This is a genomic window from Dorea formicigenerans (assembly GCF_025150245.1).
Classification (GTDB): Bacteria; Bacillota; Clostridia; order Lachnospirales; family Lachnospiraceae; genus Dorea; species Dorea formicigenerans.
Map to the genome: position 1 here is coordinate 1,420,524 of NZ_CP102279.1, position 19,139 is coordinate 1,439,662.

The 19,139-nt window shown below is 43.9% G+C and carries 19 protein-coding genes and 1 pseudogene; 18 read left to right on the forward strand and 2 right to left on the reverse strand.

Features of this window, described 5'->3' with window-relative positions:
* Positions 1-34 precede the first annotated feature (34 nt).
* The 17 genes and pseudogenes from NQ560_RS07030 to NQ560_RS07110 all read left to right on the forward strand — a co-directional run bounded on the left by NQ560_RS07030 (position 35) and on the right by NQ560_RS07110 (position 16,397).
* On the forward strand, positions 35-1,435 hold the full coding sequence (locus NQ560_RS07030; protein ID WP_005332984.1) for a uracil-xanthine permease family protein: 1,401 nt from the start codon (positions 35-37) through the stop codon (positions 1,433-1,435).
* Between the two features lie 308 nt (positions 1,436-1,743).
* Positions 1,744-2,499, forward strand: coding sequence for a nucleotide-binding protein (locus NQ560_RS07035; protein ID WP_040015488.1), 756 nt, complete (start codon positions 1,744-1,746; stop codon positions 2,497-2,499).
* Between the two features lie 4 nt (positions 2,500-2,503).
* Positions 2,504-3,826, forward strand: coding sequence for a nitrogenase component 1 (locus NQ560_RS07040; protein ID WP_081445665.1), 1,323 nt, complete (start codon positions 2,504-2,506; stop codon positions 3,824-3,826).
* Entirely contained in the window at positions 3,826-5,034 is a 1,209-nt protein-coding gene (locus NQ560_RS07045; protein ID WP_005332976.1) for a nitrogenase component 1, read from the forward strand. Before NQ560_RS07040 ends, NQ560_RS07045 begins: the two co-directional genes overlap by 1 nt.
* Before the next feature lie 2 nt (positions 5,035-5,036).
* Positions 5,037-7,433: a carbamoyltransferase HypF gene (hypF, locus tag NQ560_RS07050; RefSeq protein ID WP_005332975.1), complete on the forward strand. Its 2,397-nt coding sequence runs from the start codon at positions 5,037-5,039 to the stop codon at positions 7,431-7,433.
* 35 nt (positions 7,434-7,468) lie between these two features.
* A complete protein-coding gene (locus NQ560_RS07055) occupies positions 7,469-7,678 on the forward strand; it encodes a HypC/HybG/HupF family hydrogenase formation chaperone (protein ID WP_005336157.1) in 210 nt (69 codons plus the stop codon).
* Positions 7,678-8,736 carry a hydrogenase formation protein HypD gene (gene hypD / locus NQ560_RS07060; RefSeq protein ID WP_005332973.1) on the forward strand — a complete coding sequence of 353 codons (1,059 nt, stop codon included), beginning with the start codon at positions 7,678-7,680 and terminating at the stop codon, positions 8,734-8,736. The genes NQ560_RS07055 and hypD overlap by 1 nt, the downstream gene beginning before the upstream one ends.
* 20 nt (positions 8,737-8,756) lie before the next feature.
* Positions 8,757-9,776, forward strand: coding sequence for a hydrogenase expression/formation protein HypE (gene hypE, locus NQ560_RS07065; protein ID WP_005332972.1), 1,020 nt, complete (start codon positions 8,757-8,759; stop codon positions 9,774-9,776).
* Between the two features lie 38 nt (positions 9,777-9,814).
* Positions 9,815-10,087 carry a TM1266 family iron-only hydrogenase system putative regulator gene (locus NQ560_RS07070; protein WP_005332971.1) on the forward strand — a complete coding sequence of 91 codons (273 nt, stop codon included), beginning with the start codon at positions 9,815-9,817 and terminating at the stop codon, positions 10,085-10,087.
* Entirely contained in the window at positions 10,081-10,836 is a 756-nt protein-coding gene (locus NQ560_RS07075) for a nitrogenase iron protein NifH (protein ID WP_005332969.1), read from the forward strand. The genes NQ560_RS07070 and NQ560_RS07075 overlap by 7 nt, the downstream gene beginning before the upstream one ends.
* A gap of 63 nt (positions 10,837-10,899) precedes the next feature.
* Positions 10,900-12,318 (forward strand): nitrogenase component 1, encoded by a 1,419-nt coding sequence (locus NQ560_RS07080; RefSeq protein WP_040015464.1) that lies wholly within the window; start codon positions 10,900-10,902, stop codon positions 12,316-12,318.
* Positions 12,315-13,475: a nitrogenase component 1 gene (locus NQ560_RS07085; RefSeq protein WP_005332965.1), complete on the forward strand. Its 1,161-nt coding sequence runs from the start codon at positions 12,315-12,317 to the stop codon at positions 13,473-13,475. Before NQ560_RS07080 ends, NQ560_RS07085 begins: the two co-directional genes overlap by 4 nt.
* A gap of 104 nt (positions 13,476-13,579) precedes the next feature.
* Entirely contained in the window at positions 13,580-14,137 is a 558-nt protein-coding gene (locus NQ560_RS07090) for a DUF3841 domain-containing protein (protein WP_005332963.1), read from the forward strand.
* Entirely contained in the window at positions 14,113-14,691 is a 579-nt protein-coding gene (locus NQ560_RS07095) for a DUF3841 domain-containing protein (RefSeq protein ID WP_005332961.1), read from the forward strand. The genes NQ560_RS07090 and NQ560_RS07095 overlap by 25 nt, the downstream gene beginning before the upstream one ends.
* A gap of 360 nt (positions 14,692-15,051) precedes the next feature.
* A pseudogene (locus tag NQ560_RS15765) lies at positions 15,052-15,279 on the forward strand (DUF3841 domain-containing protein); the annotation flags it as partial.
* Positions 15,280-15,421: 142 nt separating this feature from the next.
* Entirely contained in the window at positions 15,422-15,595 is a 174-nt protein-coding gene (locus tag NQ560_RS07105; RefSeq protein ID WP_005332957.1) for a hypothetical protein, read from the forward strand.
* Positions 15,596-15,614: 19 nt separating this feature from the next.
* On the forward strand, positions 15,615-16,397 hold the full coding sequence (locus NQ560_RS07110; RefSeq protein ID WP_005332948.1) for a prepilin peptidase: 783 nt from the start codon (positions 15,615-15,617) through the stop codon (positions 16,395-16,397).
* A gap of 302 nt (positions 16,398-16,699) precedes the next feature.
* On the opposite strand, the gene NQ560_RS07115 is transcribed toward NQ560_RS07110, so the two are convergent.
* Together NQ560_RS07115 and NQ560_RS07120 are read right to left on the reverse strand one after the other, a co-directional pair.
* Positions 16,700-17,509: an ABC transporter permease gene (locus tag NQ560_RS07115; RefSeq protein WP_005332947.1), complete on the reverse strand. Its 810-nt coding sequence runs from the start codon at positions 17,507-17,509 to the stop codon at positions 16,700-16,702.
* Positions 17,502-18,269: an ABC transporter ATP-binding protein gene (locus NQ560_RS07120; protein WP_005332946.1), complete on the reverse strand. Its 768-nt coding sequence runs from the start codon at positions 18,267-18,269 to the stop codon at positions 17,502-17,504. Before NQ560_RS07120 ends, NQ560_RS07115 begins: the two co-directional genes overlap by 8 nt.
* A gap of 194 nt (positions 18,270-18,463) precedes the next feature.
* On the opposite strand from NQ560_RS07120, the gene NQ560_RS07125 reads away from it, so the two are divergent.
* A complete protein-coding gene (locus tag NQ560_RS07125) occupies positions 18,464-19,072 on the forward strand; it encodes an epoxyqueuosine reductase QueH (RefSeq protein ID WP_040015463.1) in 609 nt (202 codons plus the stop codon).
* Positions 19,073-19,139: the final 67 nt, after the last annotated feature.

Sequence of the window (19,139 nt, forward strand, 5' to 3'; positions counted from 1 at the left end):
AAAAGTAAGAAAAAGGATTTGAGAGGGAAAAACAATGAGTACAACAAACAAAGAAGAAAAAGTGGCAGATGTCAGCACGGAGAATATATACCGGCTGAACGGAAGAGTGCCACTGAAAAAAGCAATTCCATTCGGGCTGCAGCACGTACTGGCCATGTTTGTATCAAACCTGGCGCCGGTGCTGATCGTTTGCAGTGCCGCGCTGGTAAGAGGAACAGGGGAACACTTGACTTCTGCAGAGATCACCCAGCTTTTACAATGTGCTATGTTCGTGGCAGGTATCGGAACATGTATGCAGTTATATCCGGTGTGGAAGATCGGGTCTGGGCTTCCGATTGTTATGGGAGTCAGCTTTACGTTTCTTGGAAGTCTGTTAGTAATCTGTACCAATCCGGAACTTGGATATGAAGGGATGGTTGGTGCTGTTATTTTAGGCGGTATTTTTGAAGGACTGGTAGGTCTTAGCGCCAGATACTGGAAGCGCTTCCTGACACCAGTCGTATCCGCGTGTGTAGTTATCGCAATCGGACTTTCGTTATTGTCCGTAGGTATGGATTCCTGGGGCGGCGGAAGCGGAGTTGCTGATTTTGGTGCATGGTATCATCTGGTTGTTGGAGCATTTACACTGATTGTATGCCTGGTAGCCAGATATTTACTGAAAGGGGTATATAAGAATCTGAATGTCCTGGTAGGATTGATTCTTGGATATCTGTTGGCAATCATTTTTACGGTTGCAGGCATTGCGCCGATGGTAGACTTTTCCGGAATTACAAAGACTGTACAGGAAGTTGGAGTCTTCAGTCTGCCGAAGCTGGTCTTTCTGACCAGCCATAAACCAATCTTTGATATGGGAGCATTTTTGACAATTGCTATTGTATTTCTTGTATCTGCGGCAGAGACAACTGGTGCAACAAGCGCCGTATGTACCGGTGCTTTAGATCGCGAGATCAAGATGGAAGAATTGCAGGGGTCACTTGCTGTAGATGGATTCTCCAGTGCACTTTCCGGCTGTTTTGGATGTCTGCCGTTGACTTCTTTCAGCCAGAATGTAGGACTTGTAACGATGACGCAGGTCATCAACCGGTTTACGATTTTGATGGGAGCATTTATTTTGATTTTGTCATCACTTTTCCCGCCGCTGGGAGCATTTTTTAATTCCCTGCCACAGGCAGTTCTTGGCGGCTGTACAGTTATGATGTTTGGTTCTATTATGTATGAAGGAATCAAGATGCTCAAAGAATGTGAGTTCGATGACCGGACGATGGTCATTGTATCACTGGCATTTGCAATCGGTGTAGGACTGACACAGACATCCGGCAACTTCTTCAGTGCATTTCCACATGAGGTGGGAGATATCTTCAATGGAAATGCAGTGGCAGGTGTGTTTGTGGTATCTCTGCTGTTGAGTTTGTTTTTGCCGAAAAAGAAAAAATAATTTTGTGAATAAAATAGCATATGTTGACCAAAAGTAGTTTGGCAGGTTATAATACAAAAAGACAATTTAAAAGAAGATAATTAAAAAAGACTCTGACGGCAAGGTAATCCGAGCGGGAATAGTCGAATATATCGGACACAGGGAAGATGCAGTTGGGGAAAGTGCATCTTCCTTGTACAAGAATCCATCATGCAGAAATCGCATCTGTACAGATTTCTCAGGGTGAATACTACTTTAGTGGCAGATATAAGGACTTTTTTCCGGAAGGAGAAAGGTCCTTTTTCGTTGGGAAAAATTTGGAGGAAGACATGTTAAAGGTAGCGATTTACGGAAAAGGTGGAATTGGGAAATCCACAGTAACTTCGAATCTGGCGGCAGCATTTGCTACAATGGGGAAAAGAGTCATTCAGATAGGCTGTGACCCGAAAGCAGATTCTACAATTAATCTGCTGGAAGGAAAGCCTCTTCGTCCGGTCATGAACTATATGCGGGAGGAAGACGAGGAACCGGAGAAATTAGAAGATATTTCAAAGGAAGGATTTGGCGGCGTACTGTGTATAGAGACAGGCGGCCCGACGCCGGGACTGGGATGTGCTGGCAGAGGTATTATCGCAACATTCCAGCTTCTGGAAGATTTGAGACTTTTTGAGACATACAAGCCGGATGTAGTGCTCTACGATGTTCTCGGAGATGTTGTGTGTGGCGGCTTTGCAGCACCGATCCGGGAAGGCTATGCAGAAAAAGTATTGATTGTAACGTCCGGAGAAAAGATGGCGTTGTATGCGGCTAATAACATTTCCAGCGCAGTTCGCAATTTTGAAGACCGAAGCTATGCACGGGTGTTTGGCATTGTACTGAATCACAGAAACGTGGAAAATGAGGTGCAAAAAGTGCAGGCATTTTCTAAGGAAAGCGGAATTCCAATCGTGGGAGAGATTCCAAGAAGCGATGAGATCATCCGTTACGAAGATCAGGGACAGACGGTGATTGAAGGAAATCCAGAGTCAGAGATTAGTGGAAGATTCTATGACCTCGCAAAAAAATTACTGGAAAGCGAGGAGTAAGGACATGGTGGGAATTACGAAGATGAAAGCAGAAAAACAGAAAGCGGAAAAAGAAGCATTTTTCTGTACAACGAAGGAACTGAGCAGGCTTGGCCTGGAACAGATTCCGACACAGTTTCAGTCACATAAGCATCTGATCTACAGTTCGCCGGCTACACTGGCATTCAATTCACCGGGAGCAGAAGGCTTTGGCGTGAAGCGTGCCGGTCTTGCAGTACCAGATTCCATTATGTTGATCGTGGCTCCGGGGTGTTGTGGAAGAAATACTTCACTGATCAGTTCGATGAAGGAATATAATGACCGGTTCTATTATCTGATGATGGACGAGACCGATATTGTGACAGGAAGACATTTGAAAAAAATTCCAAAAGCAGTAGAGGAAATCTGTAGTGTCTGTCCGAAAAAACCGTCGGTCGTTATGATCTGCATTACCTGTGTGGATGCCCTTCTTGGAACGGATATGGAGCGGGTGTGCAAAAAGGCGGAAGAACAGGTAGAGATTCCGGTCAGACCTTGTTATATGTATGCACTTACAAGAGAAGGCCGAAAACCACCGATGGTACATGTAAGGCAGTCCTTATATTCACTGCTTGAGCCGGGAAAAAAGAAAGGCAATGTAGTCAATCTTTTGGGATTTTTCTCGCCGCTTGTGGATGACTGTGAAATTTATGATCTGCTGCACAGTGCGGGAGTGAAGACGATTCATGAGATTTCCAGATGTAAGGATTATATGGAATATCAGACTATGTCAGAAGCAAATTTCAATCTGGTACTGCACCACGAAGCAAGATTTGCAGCAGAAGATTTTCACAACCGGCTTCAAATTCCATTTATCGAGCTTCGAAGACTTTATCAGATAGACAAGATTGAAAATCAGTATCATGCACTTGGTAATGCACTCGGTGTTGCATTTTATGATGAAAAATATAAAAAGCAGGCAGAAGATGCACTGGAAAAATTCCGGCAGAGGTGTCCGGATGCTTCTTTTGCAATCGGAGAATGCCTGAACGCTGATCCATTTGAACTATCATTAGCCTTGATACGTTACGGATTTTCTGTACCGGAAATTTATGGGACAATCACGGTGGAGAACTTCACATACATTCGTTCTCTGGCAAAAATAAGTCCAGAGACGAAAGTATTTTCCAATATGGAACCGACGATGATTTATTATGACCCGGCGAAAAGCGATGTGAATCTGGCAATCGGAAAAGATGCCTGTTATTATCATCCGGATTGTCCATATGTCATGTGGAACGGGGAAGAACAGCCATATGGATATGCAGGAGTGAGAAGATTATTCGAACAATTACTGGAGGTAGTATAGTGAGAGGACTTAGAAAATATCTGACACCATTTGCACCGGATCAGTCTGGTGCGGTGTCCGTGTTATATGAACTTGGGGGACTGATCGCAATCTGTGACGCCGGCGGCTGTACAGGAAATGTATGTGGTTTTGATGAGCCGCGCTGGTTTGAACAAAAAAGTGCCTTGTTCAGTGCGGGACTGCGTGATATGGACGCAATTCTCGGACGAGATGACCGTCTGGTGGAGAAGCTGGTGGATGCAGCTTCAAAGCTCGATGTAAAGTTTGTAGCAATCATCGGGACACCGGTTCCGGCAGTAATCGGAACGGATTACAAGGCACTTGGAAGAATGTGCGAGAAAAAATTAAATATGCCTGTTATCACCATTGATACAGATGGTATGGAATTATATGATGTGGGCGAAGAAAAAGCATGGCTGGAGCTTTTCCGGACATTTGCAGAAAAGGAAATGATTGATAAGGCAAGTGAAAGAATTAAGCCGAATCTGGATATTGAGAAAAAACAGGGAAAGATCGGGGTTCTTGGATTAACGCCGCAGGACATAAGTGACCTTCAGGCACCAAAGAAGATTCGAGAATATTACCAGGAAAAAGAAGGAAAAGAAGCAATCTGCTACTGCATGGGAGAAAATGTCTGCCGGAGCACGGATGGTCTTGATAATCATCGAACAGCAGGAGAGGTTGAAAAAAATATTGTAGCTTCCCCGGCGGCTCTGGCAGCTGCGAAATATCTGGAAAAAACATTTGGCACACCTTATGAGGTCACTTACCCAATTGTAGAAGAGCTGGTTCCGGATATGGATTATCGGAGAAAGAAAATCCTAATCGTGCATCAGCAGGTTATTGGAAATGCAATGCGTGCAGAAATCAGACGAAGATGCCAGAAAGTAAATGGTGATCCAGCTGTTGATAACAATGCAGTTATTACGGTAGCAAGCTGGTTCATGATGAAGCAGGAACTCTCCGAAGAAGGTGACATTTCACTTCGAGAAGAAGATGATTATATGGAGCTTATCAAGAAAGAGGATTACGACATTGTTTTTGCAGATCCGATGATGAAACGCATGACTGAAGATGCTTATAAAATGGCTGGAACAGGTTGTGTGGCGGATGCACATGAGACGGAAAGAAAAAGAATTTTTATAGATGCCACACATTTTGCCGTGTCAGGAAAATTGCGTGAGGAAATGAAAAAGCGGGAGGCGTAGAGATGAAAGAAACATTGACCAGACGAATCCGTGTCTACGGAATTGTTCAGGGAGTCGGTTTTCGTCCAACTGTAAGCCGTCACGCAACGACTTGTAATATCCATGGGAGCGTCAGTAACAAAGGTCCTTATGTAGAGATTTTCGCACAGGCGCCAGAAGCACAGGTGGATAGATTTGTGACCATGATCCGTGAACAGTCTCCGAAACGTGCAGCAATCTTGAAGATGAATATAGAAGACGTTGAAAATCCGGAAATTTATAAAGATTTTCAGATTGTTGAGAGCGAAAAGACGAAAGGGGAAATCTTTGTCTCTCCAGATATTGCAATCTGCGAAGAGTGCAAGGAAGAGATGTATCAGCCGGGGAACAGACGGTATCTGCATCCATTTATTAACTGTACATGCTGCGGACCGAGACTGACTATTTTAGATGCACTTCCGTATGACCGGGAACGTACCAGTATGAAAGAATTTCCAATGTGTCCGGACTGTGAACACGAATACCATGATCCAGAGGACCGCAGATTTGATGCACAGCCTGTTTGCTGCAATAATTGTGGACCACAGGTGTATCTGGCAGAAAGAAGCGAACGAGGACGAGACGCGGTTACTTACGCCAGACGCGTAATCGCGGAAGGCGGAATTGTGGCAGTCAAAGGAATCGGTGGGTTTCATTTGTGCTGTGATGCGACAAAGGAATCAGCCGTGGAACTTTTGAGGACAAGAAAAAAACGTCCGGTCAAACCATTTGCAGTGATGGCACGTAACGAAGAGGCGGTGCGCAGTGTATGTGAACTTAGCGAAGAACAGGAAAAGATACTGACCGGGCATCAAAAACCGATACTGTTGCTGGATAAAAAAGAAGGCGTAAGCAAACTTGCAAAATCGGTAGCTCCTTTTAATCCGAAGGTGGGGATAATGCTTCCTTATGCACCGGTTCAACTATTGTTATTTCAGTATGATGACGGCATTCAGATGCCGGATTTTCTCGTGATGACCAGTGGAAATATTTCCGGTGCACCAATTTGCAGAGATGACCGGGAAGCAAAAGAGGAACTGTCACATTTATGCGACTGCATACTTTCTCATGACCGGAAGATCCGTATCCGTGCAGACGATTCCGTGATGGATTTTTACCGGGAAGAACCGTATATGATCCGAAGAAGCCGGGGGTATGCACCACTCCCATATATGCTTTCAAAAGCGTGGCAAGGGCAGGTACTTGCTGTGGGCGGAGAATTGAAAAATGCATGTTGTATTGGACATGATGACCGGTTTTATCCGGCGCCGTATGTAGGAGATCTGGAAGATCTTCGGACGGTGAAAGCGCTTCAGGAGACAATCACGCGACTGACTGCTTTGCTGGAAGTAGAGCCAGAGCTTGTAGTGGCAGATCTGCATCCGAAGTACAATTCCACAATGGTGGCGCATGAAATGGAGCTGCCAATGATACAAGTGCAGCATCATTATGCGCACGTTTTATCCTGTATGGCGGAAAATGACTGCGCAGATCCAGTCATTGGCGTTTCCTTTGATGGAACCGGATATGGAACGGATGGTACTATCTGGGGCGGTGAGATTCTGTACGCAGATTATGAACATTTCGAACGAATAGGCAGTATTGAGCCATTCTGGCATGTAGGCGGAGACATTGCTTCCCAAGAAGGATTTCGTATTGCAGTCTCCATCATTGGTGGACTTGTGAGGGAGAAAGAAAAAGCAAAAAATATCATAAAAGAATTGGAATTATGTACCGAACCAGAAGCAAATGTGATTCTTACTATGGCACAGCGACATTTGAATGCAATTGAGTCTACAAGTGCAGGAAGGTTGTTTGACGCAGTAAGTGCGATCTTGGGGATTCAAAAAAGCTCTACATTTGAAGGGGAAGCGTCCATGGCACTGGAATTCGCAGCAGAGGCATGGCAGAAAGAACATGAGGCAAAGAATACGGAAAATACCAAAAACGCCAAAAATGCCGAGAATGTCAAGAATGCCCCAAATGCTAAGAATGGTAAGCATACAGATGTTAAGGAGCATGAACATATTTTCTTGCAGACGAATGCAATTGTCTGGCAGATGATCGAGGGCAGAAGACAAGGGGAAGATGTCGGAAAGCTTGCGTATATATTTCATCAGTTGCTTGCAATGGAGATCTGCGCTGCCTGCGAAAATGTACGAACGCAGAAGAAATGTAATCAGGTGGCGCTAAGCGGCGGCGTATTTCAGAACCGTCTATTGCTGGAACTCGTGGAAAAGGAACTTTTAAATCGAAAGTTCCAGGTATTGCGGCATCATCTGATTCCACCAAATGATGGCGGTATCGGGCTTGGCCAGGCAGTTTACGGCATGGCATATCTGAATAAAAAGAAGCAGACAGATAGTGAAAACAGATCTTGAAAGATAAAAAGAATAGATTATGGGAGGTTAAGAGCATGTGTGTTGGATTATCAGCAAAGGTAGTGCGAATAAATGAAGGCATGGCAGTGGTAGATGCTGATGGAGCAAAGAGGGAGGTTTCTGCGGAACTTCTGGATGAACTGGAGCCGGGAGATTATGTAATGGTACATGCAGGAGTTGCAATCGCGAAGATTACGGATGAAGATGAAAGTGAGACAGATCAGCTCATGGAGGATTTATTATAATGGAAGAAAAAAAGAAAACAGCCAGAGAGATCATCGAAGGCTATGATGGTCCTCCGGTGCGGATCATGGAAGTGTGCGGAACCCATACACATGAGATTTTCAGACTTGGAATCCGGAAACTTTTGCCAGAACAGGTGGAACTGATTTCGGGACCGGGGTGTCCGGTCTGTGTAACACAGGTCGGATTCATTGACGAAGCAATTTATCTGGCACTGGAAAGGCAAGTGACGATCTGTACATTTGGTGATCTTGTACGTGTACCGGGAACTAATATGAGTCTTGCCGGGGCAAGAGAAAAGGGTGCGAAAATCCGTATTGTTTATTCTCCAGTAGATGCGAAGGAGTATGCCAAAGAACATCCAAAGGAGCAGGTTACATTCCTTTCAGTCGGATTTGAGACCACCACTCCGTCTGCTTGTCTTTCTGTGAAAAAAGCAAGGGAAGAGGGCTTGACGAACTACTCGATTCTGACAGCGAATAAAACGATGCCGCAGGCATATGAAGCATTGAAGGGAAGCGCAGACATTTTCCTGTATCCGGGACATGTTAATGCAATCACCGGGACGAAGCTGTGCGAAGAACTGGCAAAAGAAGGAGTCAGCGGTGTGGTAGCAGGATTTACAGCAAAAGAACTTTTGACAGCGCTGGCAGTGGCACTGGCACGGTTTCAGGAAGGCAGGCCATTTTTTGTAAATTGTTATCCGCGTGTAGTAACAGAGAATGGAAGCCCACAGGCGCAGAAGCTGGTAGAAGAGATGATGGAACCTTGTGATAGTGAATGGAGAGGACTTGGCGTAATCAAAGGTTCAGGAATGAGACTTCAAGAGGAATGGAGCGCATTTGACGCACGGAAGAAATACAAGATTCCGTCGATTCAGGGAAAAGCAAATCCTGCATGCCGGTGCGGAGATGTTCTTCAGGGAAAATGTAAACCTTCTGATTGTAAGGTATTTGGTAAGGTCTGTACACCACAGCATCCGGTTGGCGCATGCATGGTGTCAGGAGAAGGTGCATGTTCCGCGTACTATATGTACGGCGAAGCAGAAAAAATGAAATAAAAAGCTGGGAGTGATATATTATGAATAATGGAATAAAAGATCAGACAGTCACCATGGCACACGGTGCCGGAGGACGTCAGACATCAGAATTAATCGATAACATATTTGCGGCACATTTTGCAAATCCGGATTTGACTGCGGATGATGCGGCTGTGTTAAATCCGCCAGTTGGGAAAATGGCAGTGTCTACCGATGGATTTATCGTATCACCTGCATTTTTCCCAGGAGGAAATATCGGAAAACTGTCTATTTGCGGAACAGTCAATGATCTGGCGTGTATGGGAGCAAAGCCACTGTATCTGACCTGTGCATTTGTCATTGAGGAAGGATTTCCAATGGACAAACTGGAAGAAATTGCGTCAGCAATGGAAAAAACCGCCAAAGAAGCAGGTGTTCACATCGTGTCCGGTGATACAAAGGTAGCCGGAAAAGGGCAGGTGGACGGAGTATTTATCACAACAACAGGAATGGGACAGATTGAAGATGGAGTTAAAGTCGGCGGCGAGCTTGCAAAACCCGGTGATGCGGTTATTGTAACAGGAGATATCGGACGTCATGGCTGTACAATCCTGCTTGAGAGAGAAGATTTGGGAATTGAGGCCGATATCAAGAGTGATTGTGCACCCCTTTGGAAGACGGTGGAAGCAGTGATGAACAGGACACACGATCTGCATGTTATTCGTGATGCGACACGTGGCGGCGTGGGAACTGTATTATATGAAATTGCGAAGCAGAGCCAGGTAGGCGTACAGCTTGACAGCGCCAATATTCCGGTTCAGCCGGAAGTAAGGGGTGTCTGTGGCATGTTGGGACTGGAACCATTGTATCTTGCATGTGAAGGAACTATGGTCATCATTGCACCGAAGGAAGAAGCAGCGAAGATTGTGGAGACATTGCGTCAGTGCCCATATTCAGAAAATGCTGCTATTATTGGTGAAATTACAGAAGAACAGCCGGGAAAAGTTGTAATGATGACGGAGATTGGAACCCAGGCATTATTGCCACAGCCAGGCGGAGAATTATTGCCGAGAATCTGCTAAGATCAGATTACTTAGAAATAAGAGCAGGGAGAGAAAGTATGGAAACAAGAGTAGCAGTGATTTCTATTATTGTAGAAAACCCGGAGGCGACGGAGCAGTTGAATCAATATCTGCATGAGTCTGGAAAATATATTATTGGAAGAATGGGAATCCCGTACCGTCAAAAAGGAATCCATATTATCAGTATTGCGATTGATGCGCCGCAGGACGTGATCAGTGCGCTTTCTGGAAAAATAGGGCGCCTTAAGGGAGTGTCGGCAAAGACTGCTTACTCCAATGTCATCACCAAACCGGAGGAATTATCATGTTAAAAATTGCAGTTTATGGCAAAGGCGGTATCGGAAAATCTACGACAGTATCCAATATGGCGGTCGCACTGGCTGAAAAAGGATTATCAGTTATGCAGATTGGCTGTGACCCAAAGGCAGATTCTACGATTGCCTTGCGCGATGGAGAACCTATGCCGGCAGTATTGGATATCTATAATGAGAAAAAAGGCAATGTGACTTTGAAAGAGATTACAAGAATCGGATACAAAGGAGTTGTCTGTGTGGAGTCAGGAGGACCGACCCCGGGACTTGGCTGTGCAGGACGCGGAATTATCACTGCACTGGAGAAACTAAAAGAGACCGGAGCATATGAAGTCTACAAACCGGACGTAGTCCTTTACGATGTACTTGGCGATGTAGTGTGTGGCGGATTTTCCATGCCTATGCGGAGTGGGTATGCAGACTATGTATTTGTTGTAACTTCGGGAGAAAATATGTCCATTCATGCCGGAGCGAACATTGCAATGGCACTGGAACGCTTCCAGAATCGCGGATATGCAAAACTTGGCGGATTTATTCTGAACCGGAGAAATGTGCCAAGAGAAGAAGAAAAAGTGCAGGAACTGGCAGAAGATTTCCATAGTGGTACTATTGGGTACCTCTCCAGAAGCGAGCTTGTAATGGCAGCTGAAGAGCAGAAAAAAACGTTGATGGAGTGTTATCCTGACAGTGAGATGGCAGATGAATACCGTGCTCTGAGTGAGGCGGTTCTGGCGATATGTAAGAACTAAGCTGCCGAGGCATTTTTGAACAAAATGTGAAATGTAGTGGGAAAGAATTTAGAGAGGGAATTTATGTTAAAACGAGTAGGACAGACGGAAATGGAGAAAAACCATGTAACCCCGGAAGGAGCCATGATCAGAATAAAAGATGCGTCCTATCCGGCACCATTTCATCCGGGATTGGAGTTTAACTCTCCGGTTCATGGAAACTGGAATATTGTACACACCGGAATGTTGATGCCGGAGACCATTCAGATATATGTCTGTGCAGATAACTGTATGCGTGGTGTTGTATTGACGGCGGCCGAGATGAATGCGGCAGATCGTTTTTCATACGTGATCATCGAAGAAGACGATCTGTTGAACGGAAATCTGGAGGATATCACAATTGAAGGCGTCACAGATGTATTAAAGAAACTGGAACGAAAACCCAAAGCAGTGCTCTTATTTACCGTGTGCCTCCATCATTTTCTTGGCTGTGATCTTAAGATGGTCTATGAGGAACTTGACAGGCGTTTCCCGGAAATTGCATTTGTACGCTGTTATATGGATCCGATTATGCAAAAAACTGGTCTGACACCAGATCAGAAACTGCGAAAAGCAATGTATGATCCATTAAAAGCACAAAAAGCAGATCCACATATCGTCACGTTGCTTGGACATAATTTCCCATTGGACGAAACTTCTGACATCAAACGATTCCTGAAAAAATGTGGCTGTGAACTCAGAGAGATTACGACTTGTGATACATGGGACAAGTATGAGAAACTTGGTGAAGCGAATATATTTCTTTCTATCTATCCGACAGCAAAATACGGGGCGCAGACGCTGGCAAAAAGACTGGGACGAGAACACATTTACATGCCGGCAAGTTTTGATTATGAAGAGATAAAGCAGCAGATGGAAAGATTGGCAGAGATACTGGAAAAGACACTGGTATCTAAGATAATTCAGACGTCTGAAGAACAGATAGAGACATTAAATGTGTTGATAGATGCACAAAAAGATTTCTATTACGAAAAAGAGATTGAAGCTTGCGAAGAAACTATTAAAAAAGTAAGAGAAGTTGTTGGAGACACACCAATCGTCATCGACTATCTCATGCATCCGAGACCGCTTGGACTGGCAAAATATCTTTTAGAACATGGATTTTGTGTGGAAGCTGTTTATCTGGATGGTGTAAGCCCGGAGGAAGAACAGGAATTTTACTGGCTTAGCAAACATGCGCCGGAACTGGAGCTTCGCGCGACCATTCAGCCAAAGATGCGCGTGCTTCCAAGAAATCATGAAGGAAAAATGCTGGCACTGGGACAAAAAGCAGCATGGTTCACCCAGAGCCCATATTTTGTGAATGTAGTTGAAGGCGCAGGGTGGTATGGATTTGATGGAATCCGGAAAATGGCAGAACTTATGATCCGGGCTTACAAAGAAGAAAAAGAAGTGGAGGATCTGGTTGTGCGAAAAGGATGGGGGTGCGAAAGCTGCATATGAGACAGACATACAAAATTATACCAATTTACACGGCGGATGTGTCGGGTGTCTGTTCTGCACTTTATGAACTGGGCGGTATGACAGTGATGCATGATCCGTCCGGCTGTAATTCTACTTATAATACACATGATGAGATCCGCTGGTATGACCAGGACAGCCTGATCTACATCTCGGGACTTACTGAAATCGATGCGATTATGGGAAATGATGAAAAGTTCCTGAATGATATCATGGATGCAGCACGGGAATTAAAACCGAGGTTTATTGCACTTGCCGGATCGCCGATTCCATATATGAACGGAACAGATTTTCCGGCACTGGCAGAAGTGCTGGAACAGGAACTTGGGATTCCTACATTTTCTGTACCGACCAATGGTATGCACGATTATGTATATGGTGCAGGACTAGCTCTGGAGCAGATTGCAAGGCAGTTTGTGCCTGCAAAGGCAGTTTGCGAAGAGAAAAATATACAGCCACATACGGTTAATCTTCTTGGTGTCACGCCACTTGATTTTGGAGCATATAGCCGTGCCGGATATATGAAAAAAAATCTGGAAAAATGTGGCTGGAAGGTGTTATCAACCTGGGCGATGGGAGATGATCTTGAAGTATTGAGCCATGCACTGGAAGCAGAAGTAAATCTTGTTGTATCTTCCGTGGGATTGCGCACCGCAAAATATCTGGAAAAAGAATATAAAATGCCATATGTAGTTGGGACGCCAGTAGGAACATTTACAGAAGAAATCGTACAGGCATTGGAGAAGAAAGAACGATACCCATATAAAAGATTACGTGAAGAAAATTCGGATAAGGAGCAGCCTGGAAGCGGCAAAAACGATAAAGAAGTTATGCTGATCGGTGAACCGGTCACGACAGAGTCACTGGCTTTGGCTATTGAACAGAAATATGGAATACCAGTTCATGTATTATGCCCGTTACAGGAGACGGAAGATTTATTGTTTCGAACAAGCCGGCAGGTTCTTGGAGAGGAAGACATGGAAGAAGCTTTAAAAGATGCAGATATCATAGCAGCAGATCCAATGTACCGTCCGATCTGTCCGAAAAAATGTGAGTTCTACGAACTTCCACATCTGGCATTTTCCGGAAGAATTTACAAGAAAAAGCTGGAAAAAATCGAAGATTTCTGGAAGTATTAAAATCAATGATAACTGCAGTGCATTTTATGAGCCATCTTATGTGATCGCAAGAGCATATCAGAACGGTGGGTTTTAAATGAAGGTATGTAAAAAGGAGGGAGCGTATGTCGAATATTACCGTCTGGACTAAACAGCATGAAAATGTGTTAAAAGAGTTGGAGACGACCGGTCGTTATATTGCGAAGCGGGAGTATATCAGGATGGATTTGAAAGAACAGGCTCCGGTCGTGCTGGAAGCTTATGACTGGCTGGTAAAGCACGGACCGGACAGAGCGAATAAACCGGCAGACGTGGAGTATCCGGTATGGGTGTCATTTACCAACGAAGGAACAATGATGAACAGTGAAAATACAGTAATTTTAGAGTTGTCACTGGATCCTGCAATCATTACATCAGTTAATATCGCAAAGTGGGGACATATTTTAAATTACGGATATATTCCGAAAGACGAAAATGACTTAAGACGCCACAGACAACTTCTGGATGATTATGGAATCAGTGATGTAAAAGCAGTTATTTCCCAGTTCTATCCACAGATTAAGCGTGAGATACAAAATAGCTGGGAGCGGTTGTTTGATGATACAATCCTTATGGGAAGCGATGCGAAATATGGAAATGTATGGGAGTTGAAGAGAGAATGGCTGACAGATGTAATACGATAAGACTGTATTCTTTTCAGACTGATGTTGTATATCAGGTATTGAAACGGGACGGCGTATGTTATTCAAAAGAAGAGTATGTACGAAAAAAATATAAGGAGTCTGCGAAGGTATTTATAAATGCATATGGCTGGTTTGTAAAGGAGGCGCAGCATATAGTTCCAAAACCAGAAGGAGCCGAGTATCCATACTGGGCATTCACAGATCTTTATAATGTGGATCAGACAGGAGATGGACATGTGCTGACGTTAGACGTGCCAATAGGAGAAGCAATCTTGTTCGACATGTTCGACTGGACGAAGATTATGCAGATGCATTATATCGGTGAAAATGAATCGGAAGAAGCAACATTTTCCGAAGAATTGAAAAATATGGGGATGAATGAATTTCAGATTATGACCAGTAATTTTTATCCGGAGCAGAAAGCGAGAATTCAGGAAAGCTGGAAACGTCTGTTTGGTCATCAGCAAGCAATCGAGGCGGGGGATAACAGTGGTGTTCACAGTGTGCAGGCAGGACTGTGGTGCATCAAAGATGAGTGGATTATAAAAGAATAATCATTGTGAGTTTTCCCAAAATATGCTATAATTCCAAAAAAATCGCATAATTTGACAATTTGTGACATATCGTCTATTTTATGTAAGCAATTACTTGATGGATAAGTATAACAAAGATATTATAGCAATAAATGATGTTGGGGTCAAAAGCCCCAACTATGATGCCTACGGATTGTTCCGTGCGTTGCACTTCCACAATCCTCCCCATTATTCGCATATCGTGGGATTGTCATCCTACTTTTAGGCTCATATTGGGGCGGGGCCCAAGGTCTTTCATCCACTTATGAGCAAGCTCATGTGGATTTAGACCTTTTGCCCCTGGCATCTTTTAAATAAAGGTATGTAAAAAGGAGGGAGCGTATGTCGAATATTACCGTCTGGACCAAACAGCATGAAAATGTGTTAAAAGAGTTGGAGACGGCCGGTCGTTACATTGCGAAACAGGAGTATATCAGGATGGATTTGAAAGAACAGGCTCCGGTCGTGCTGGAAGCTTATGACTGGCTGGTAAAGCACGGACCGGACAGGGCGAATAAACTGGCAGACGTGGAGTATCCGGTATGGGTGTGCGATCCGACTTTTACATCGGGCAGACGCTCAAGTGGCTCTGGGGCATGCAAAATCGGTGCGGCTGGCGCTCCAGGTAACTGGACAGGAATGCTATGGCAGGAGTGGTACTTTTTTCGACGCTTCCAAGGAGGGAGGCGTCGCTGAGAGTATTTGGACAGAAGTGCTTAATTTAAGCAAAGCACCGGGAGATTTCTGGGTGCTTCAGATGGCAGAGGACGGATATACCGTTGAAAAGTTCGTTTACCGGGAAGGTGATTACACCGTCTGGTACACATTAGAGCCAAAATCATATACGGTCTACTATGAAGACTATATGGCTGGCAAAGAAGAATAAGATAGATGAGTAGAATAACATGTTAATTGTATTAGAAAGTATTTTATGGGTGATCCGGTTCTTTTTCGGAGCCTGTATCTTTAGTTTTTTGAATGTGGTGATTGACCGTTTGCCAAGAGCAGAAAGTGTGGTAAACGGAAGAAGTCATTGTACGAATTGTGGCAGAGTATTACATGCGTGGGAACTGATCCCGTGTGTCAGCTACATATTCCTGCGCGGACGATGTGCAGGTTGTAAAAGCCGCATTCCGGGAAGAGATTTCTTCGTGGAAGTGATTGGCGGCGCAGCATTTATCGGCTGTGGAATTCGTTATGGCTGTGGCAGTCTTGGATTGTTATCAATGCGTGGTACAGTCATGTTGAGTTATTTTGGAATACTACTTGTGGTAGCCCTTATTGATTGGGATACCCAGATTATTTATGATAGATTTCATATTTTTATATTGATATTAGCAATTGCAAATATATGGCTCGTTCCGGAGCACGGGCTTATAGACAGGCTGATCGGAGCGCTGATCATCTCTGTTCCGATGCTGCTTCTGGCACTTGCAATCCCGGGAGCATTTGGCGGTGGGGATATCAAGTTAATGGCGGTCTCCGGAGCATTTCTTGGGACAGGATCGGTAGTGTGCGCCATGTTTTTCGGGCTGCTGACAGGAGGCGCTTACGGAGCATTTATGCTAAAGAGCAAGAAATTAGGAAAAAAAGATGTATTTGCATTCGGACCATTTCTTGCATTCGGACTGGCGCTTGCGGCATTATATGGAAATCAGATCGTTACATGGTATCTGCATTTTTTATAAAGAGAGTAACGAACAGTTACTAAAGAGATAAAAATCAGGTATAGATAAACAAGAAGCCGTATCTTCAGCGGCGAGCGGGATGCATACACTGAATATGGATCTTTCCAGATTGATGCAACAGGGATATATTACAAGAGAAGAAGCAATGAAATTTACTAATAATAAAGCAGAGTTAATACAGTATATGTAAGTAAAACAAAAAACACGCTATTATGTACAGGACCGTCACAAGAGGTGATAGGTCCTTTTTTCATATAATAGGAAATTGCACATTCTTTGTTCTTCAAAAAAGAATTGAGATATTAGTAATGCTTCCGGCACCAACGCTCAAGTAGATTGATGAGCGAATAGAGAAGTGTTGCCATGAGACAGAGAAGAAGGATACTCATAAGAAGCCAATCCATCTTAAAGACCTGGCTCGCGTAGATGATCAGATATCCAAGCCCTTCTCTGGCAGCCAGAAATTCACCGATGATCACGCCTACGAGGCAGAGTCCGATGTTGACTTTCATGTTACTGATGATTGCCGGAAGAGAAAAAGGAAGTACGACTTTTAGAAGCGCGTGTCTCCGATTTCCACCCAGTGTATAGATGAGTTTCAGTTTCCCTGGATCGACGGTCATAAAACTGGTGTATAAGTTCAGAATGCTTCCAAAGATTGCTACAGACATTCCGGCGACGATAATTGTTGTTTTTGTTGCTCCAAGCCAGACAATAAGAAGTGGTGCCAGTGCAGACTTCGGCAGACTGTTCAGTACTACTAGGTAAGGATCCAGGATCTCTGATAACCGTCTGCTGAACCAGAGAAGAATGGTAACCAGAATACTGGTGGCGGTGACGAGCAGGAAGCTTAAGATTGTCTCGTATAGTGTGACATTGGTGTGCAGAAAAATGCTTTTATCCAGCACCATGCCCCAGAAACATAGTGCAATCTTTGACGGGCTGCTAAAGATGAAGGAGTCGATGATACCTACATTTGCAGTGAATTCCCAAAGAAAGAGAAAACTGAAAAGAATCAGAATCCGGGAGATACCGACAATGTATTTGTGCTTCTTTTGCTGTTTCAGATAGTTGATCTGATTTTCAGAAAGTTCATTTAAAAATTCAGTCATCTGTATTCAGCTCCTTCCATATTAAGTTGAAGTAATGTTTGAATTCCGGGGAGTTCCGGCGGTTCAAAGGAGTATCCTGTTCTAAATCAAAAATGAGTGGAACAGTCTGACGTATATTAGCCGGGCGTCCGGAAAGGACAATGATCCGGTCGGCAAGGGAGATGGCTTCTGACAGGTCGTGAGTTACAAGAACGGCTGATTTTCCTTCCTGCCGGATGATCTGACCAATATCGTCCCCGACATTTAAGCGGGTCTGATAGTCCAATGCGGAAAATGGTTCATCCAACAGTAGGAGATCTGGATCCAGAACGAGCGTACGGATCAGGGCGGCCCGCTGGCGCATGCCGCCGGAAAGTTCCGAGGGCCTTGCATTTTCAAACTGTTTTAGCCCATAGATGTCTAAAAGATTATGTGCCTTTTCCCTGGTCCTTGCAGTCAGCATATGCTGAATTTCCAGTCCTAAAATAACATTATTGTAAATGGTCCGCCATTCAAAAAGTTCATCATGTTGTAACATATAGCCTACATTTGTAGTGCTTTCGTGAAGGTATTTCCCATTGATTTTAATGAAGCCTTTTTCCGGTATGAGAAGTCCGGCAATAATAGAAAGAAGCGTTGACTTTCCGCAACCCGAAGGTCCGACGATGGCAACGAATTCTCCTTTATTCAGGATAAAGGAGATGCCATTTATGGCAGGAGTTTCTCCGTCCGGATTGTGATAAGCATAGTGAATATTCTTAAGTTCCAGTACTTGATCCATGGAAACCTCCGCAAATGATAATCCTATATCTTATCATATGTATCTTGAAAGAAAATGTGTGGTCAGTTTTATATCAAACGAAAAATGTATATTTCCGTGGTCATAAAATGGTTCATAAATATGGATTTTCCCTTGTCATCTTGTTATGAAAAAGTTATAATTGCATGTGAGTACGCAAGATAGGAACGATGAGTATGAATTATCAAAAAGAATTAGACAAGTTATTGGATACACTGACAAAAGAAGGACGTGTTCCAAGGCTTCTGTTACACAGTTGCTGTGCTCCATGCAGCAGTTATGTGTTAGAGTATCTGAGCAATTATTTTGAAATCACAGTGTTCTACTATAATCCGAATATTTATCCGGAGACAGAGTATACGAAGCGGATTCTGGAACAACAGAAACTGATCGATGATATGAATTTCAAATATCCGGTCAGCTTTGTAGCGGGAGAATATGAGAAAGAGAAATTTTACGAGATGGCCAGGGGACTTGAGGAGGTCAAAGAAGGCGGCTCCCGGTGCATGAAATGTTATGAGCTGCGTCTCAGAGAGACTGCAGAGATTGCAAAAGCAGGAGAATATGACTATTTTACAACCACGCTTAGCATCAGTCCACTGAAGAATGCAGCAAAGCTCAATGAAATCGGGCAGCGTCTGGCAAAAGAATATGGTGTGGAATATTTGATTTCAGATTTTAAGAAGAAAAATGGTTACAAGCGTTCCACAGAACTGTCAAAAATTTATGGTTTGTACAGACAGGATTACTGTGGTTGTGAATTTTCTCAGAGACAACGAAAGTAAGACACTGTTGACTTTAGATAAAAATATGGTACACTTTTATACAGTACAGTATTAAATGACGGAAAGG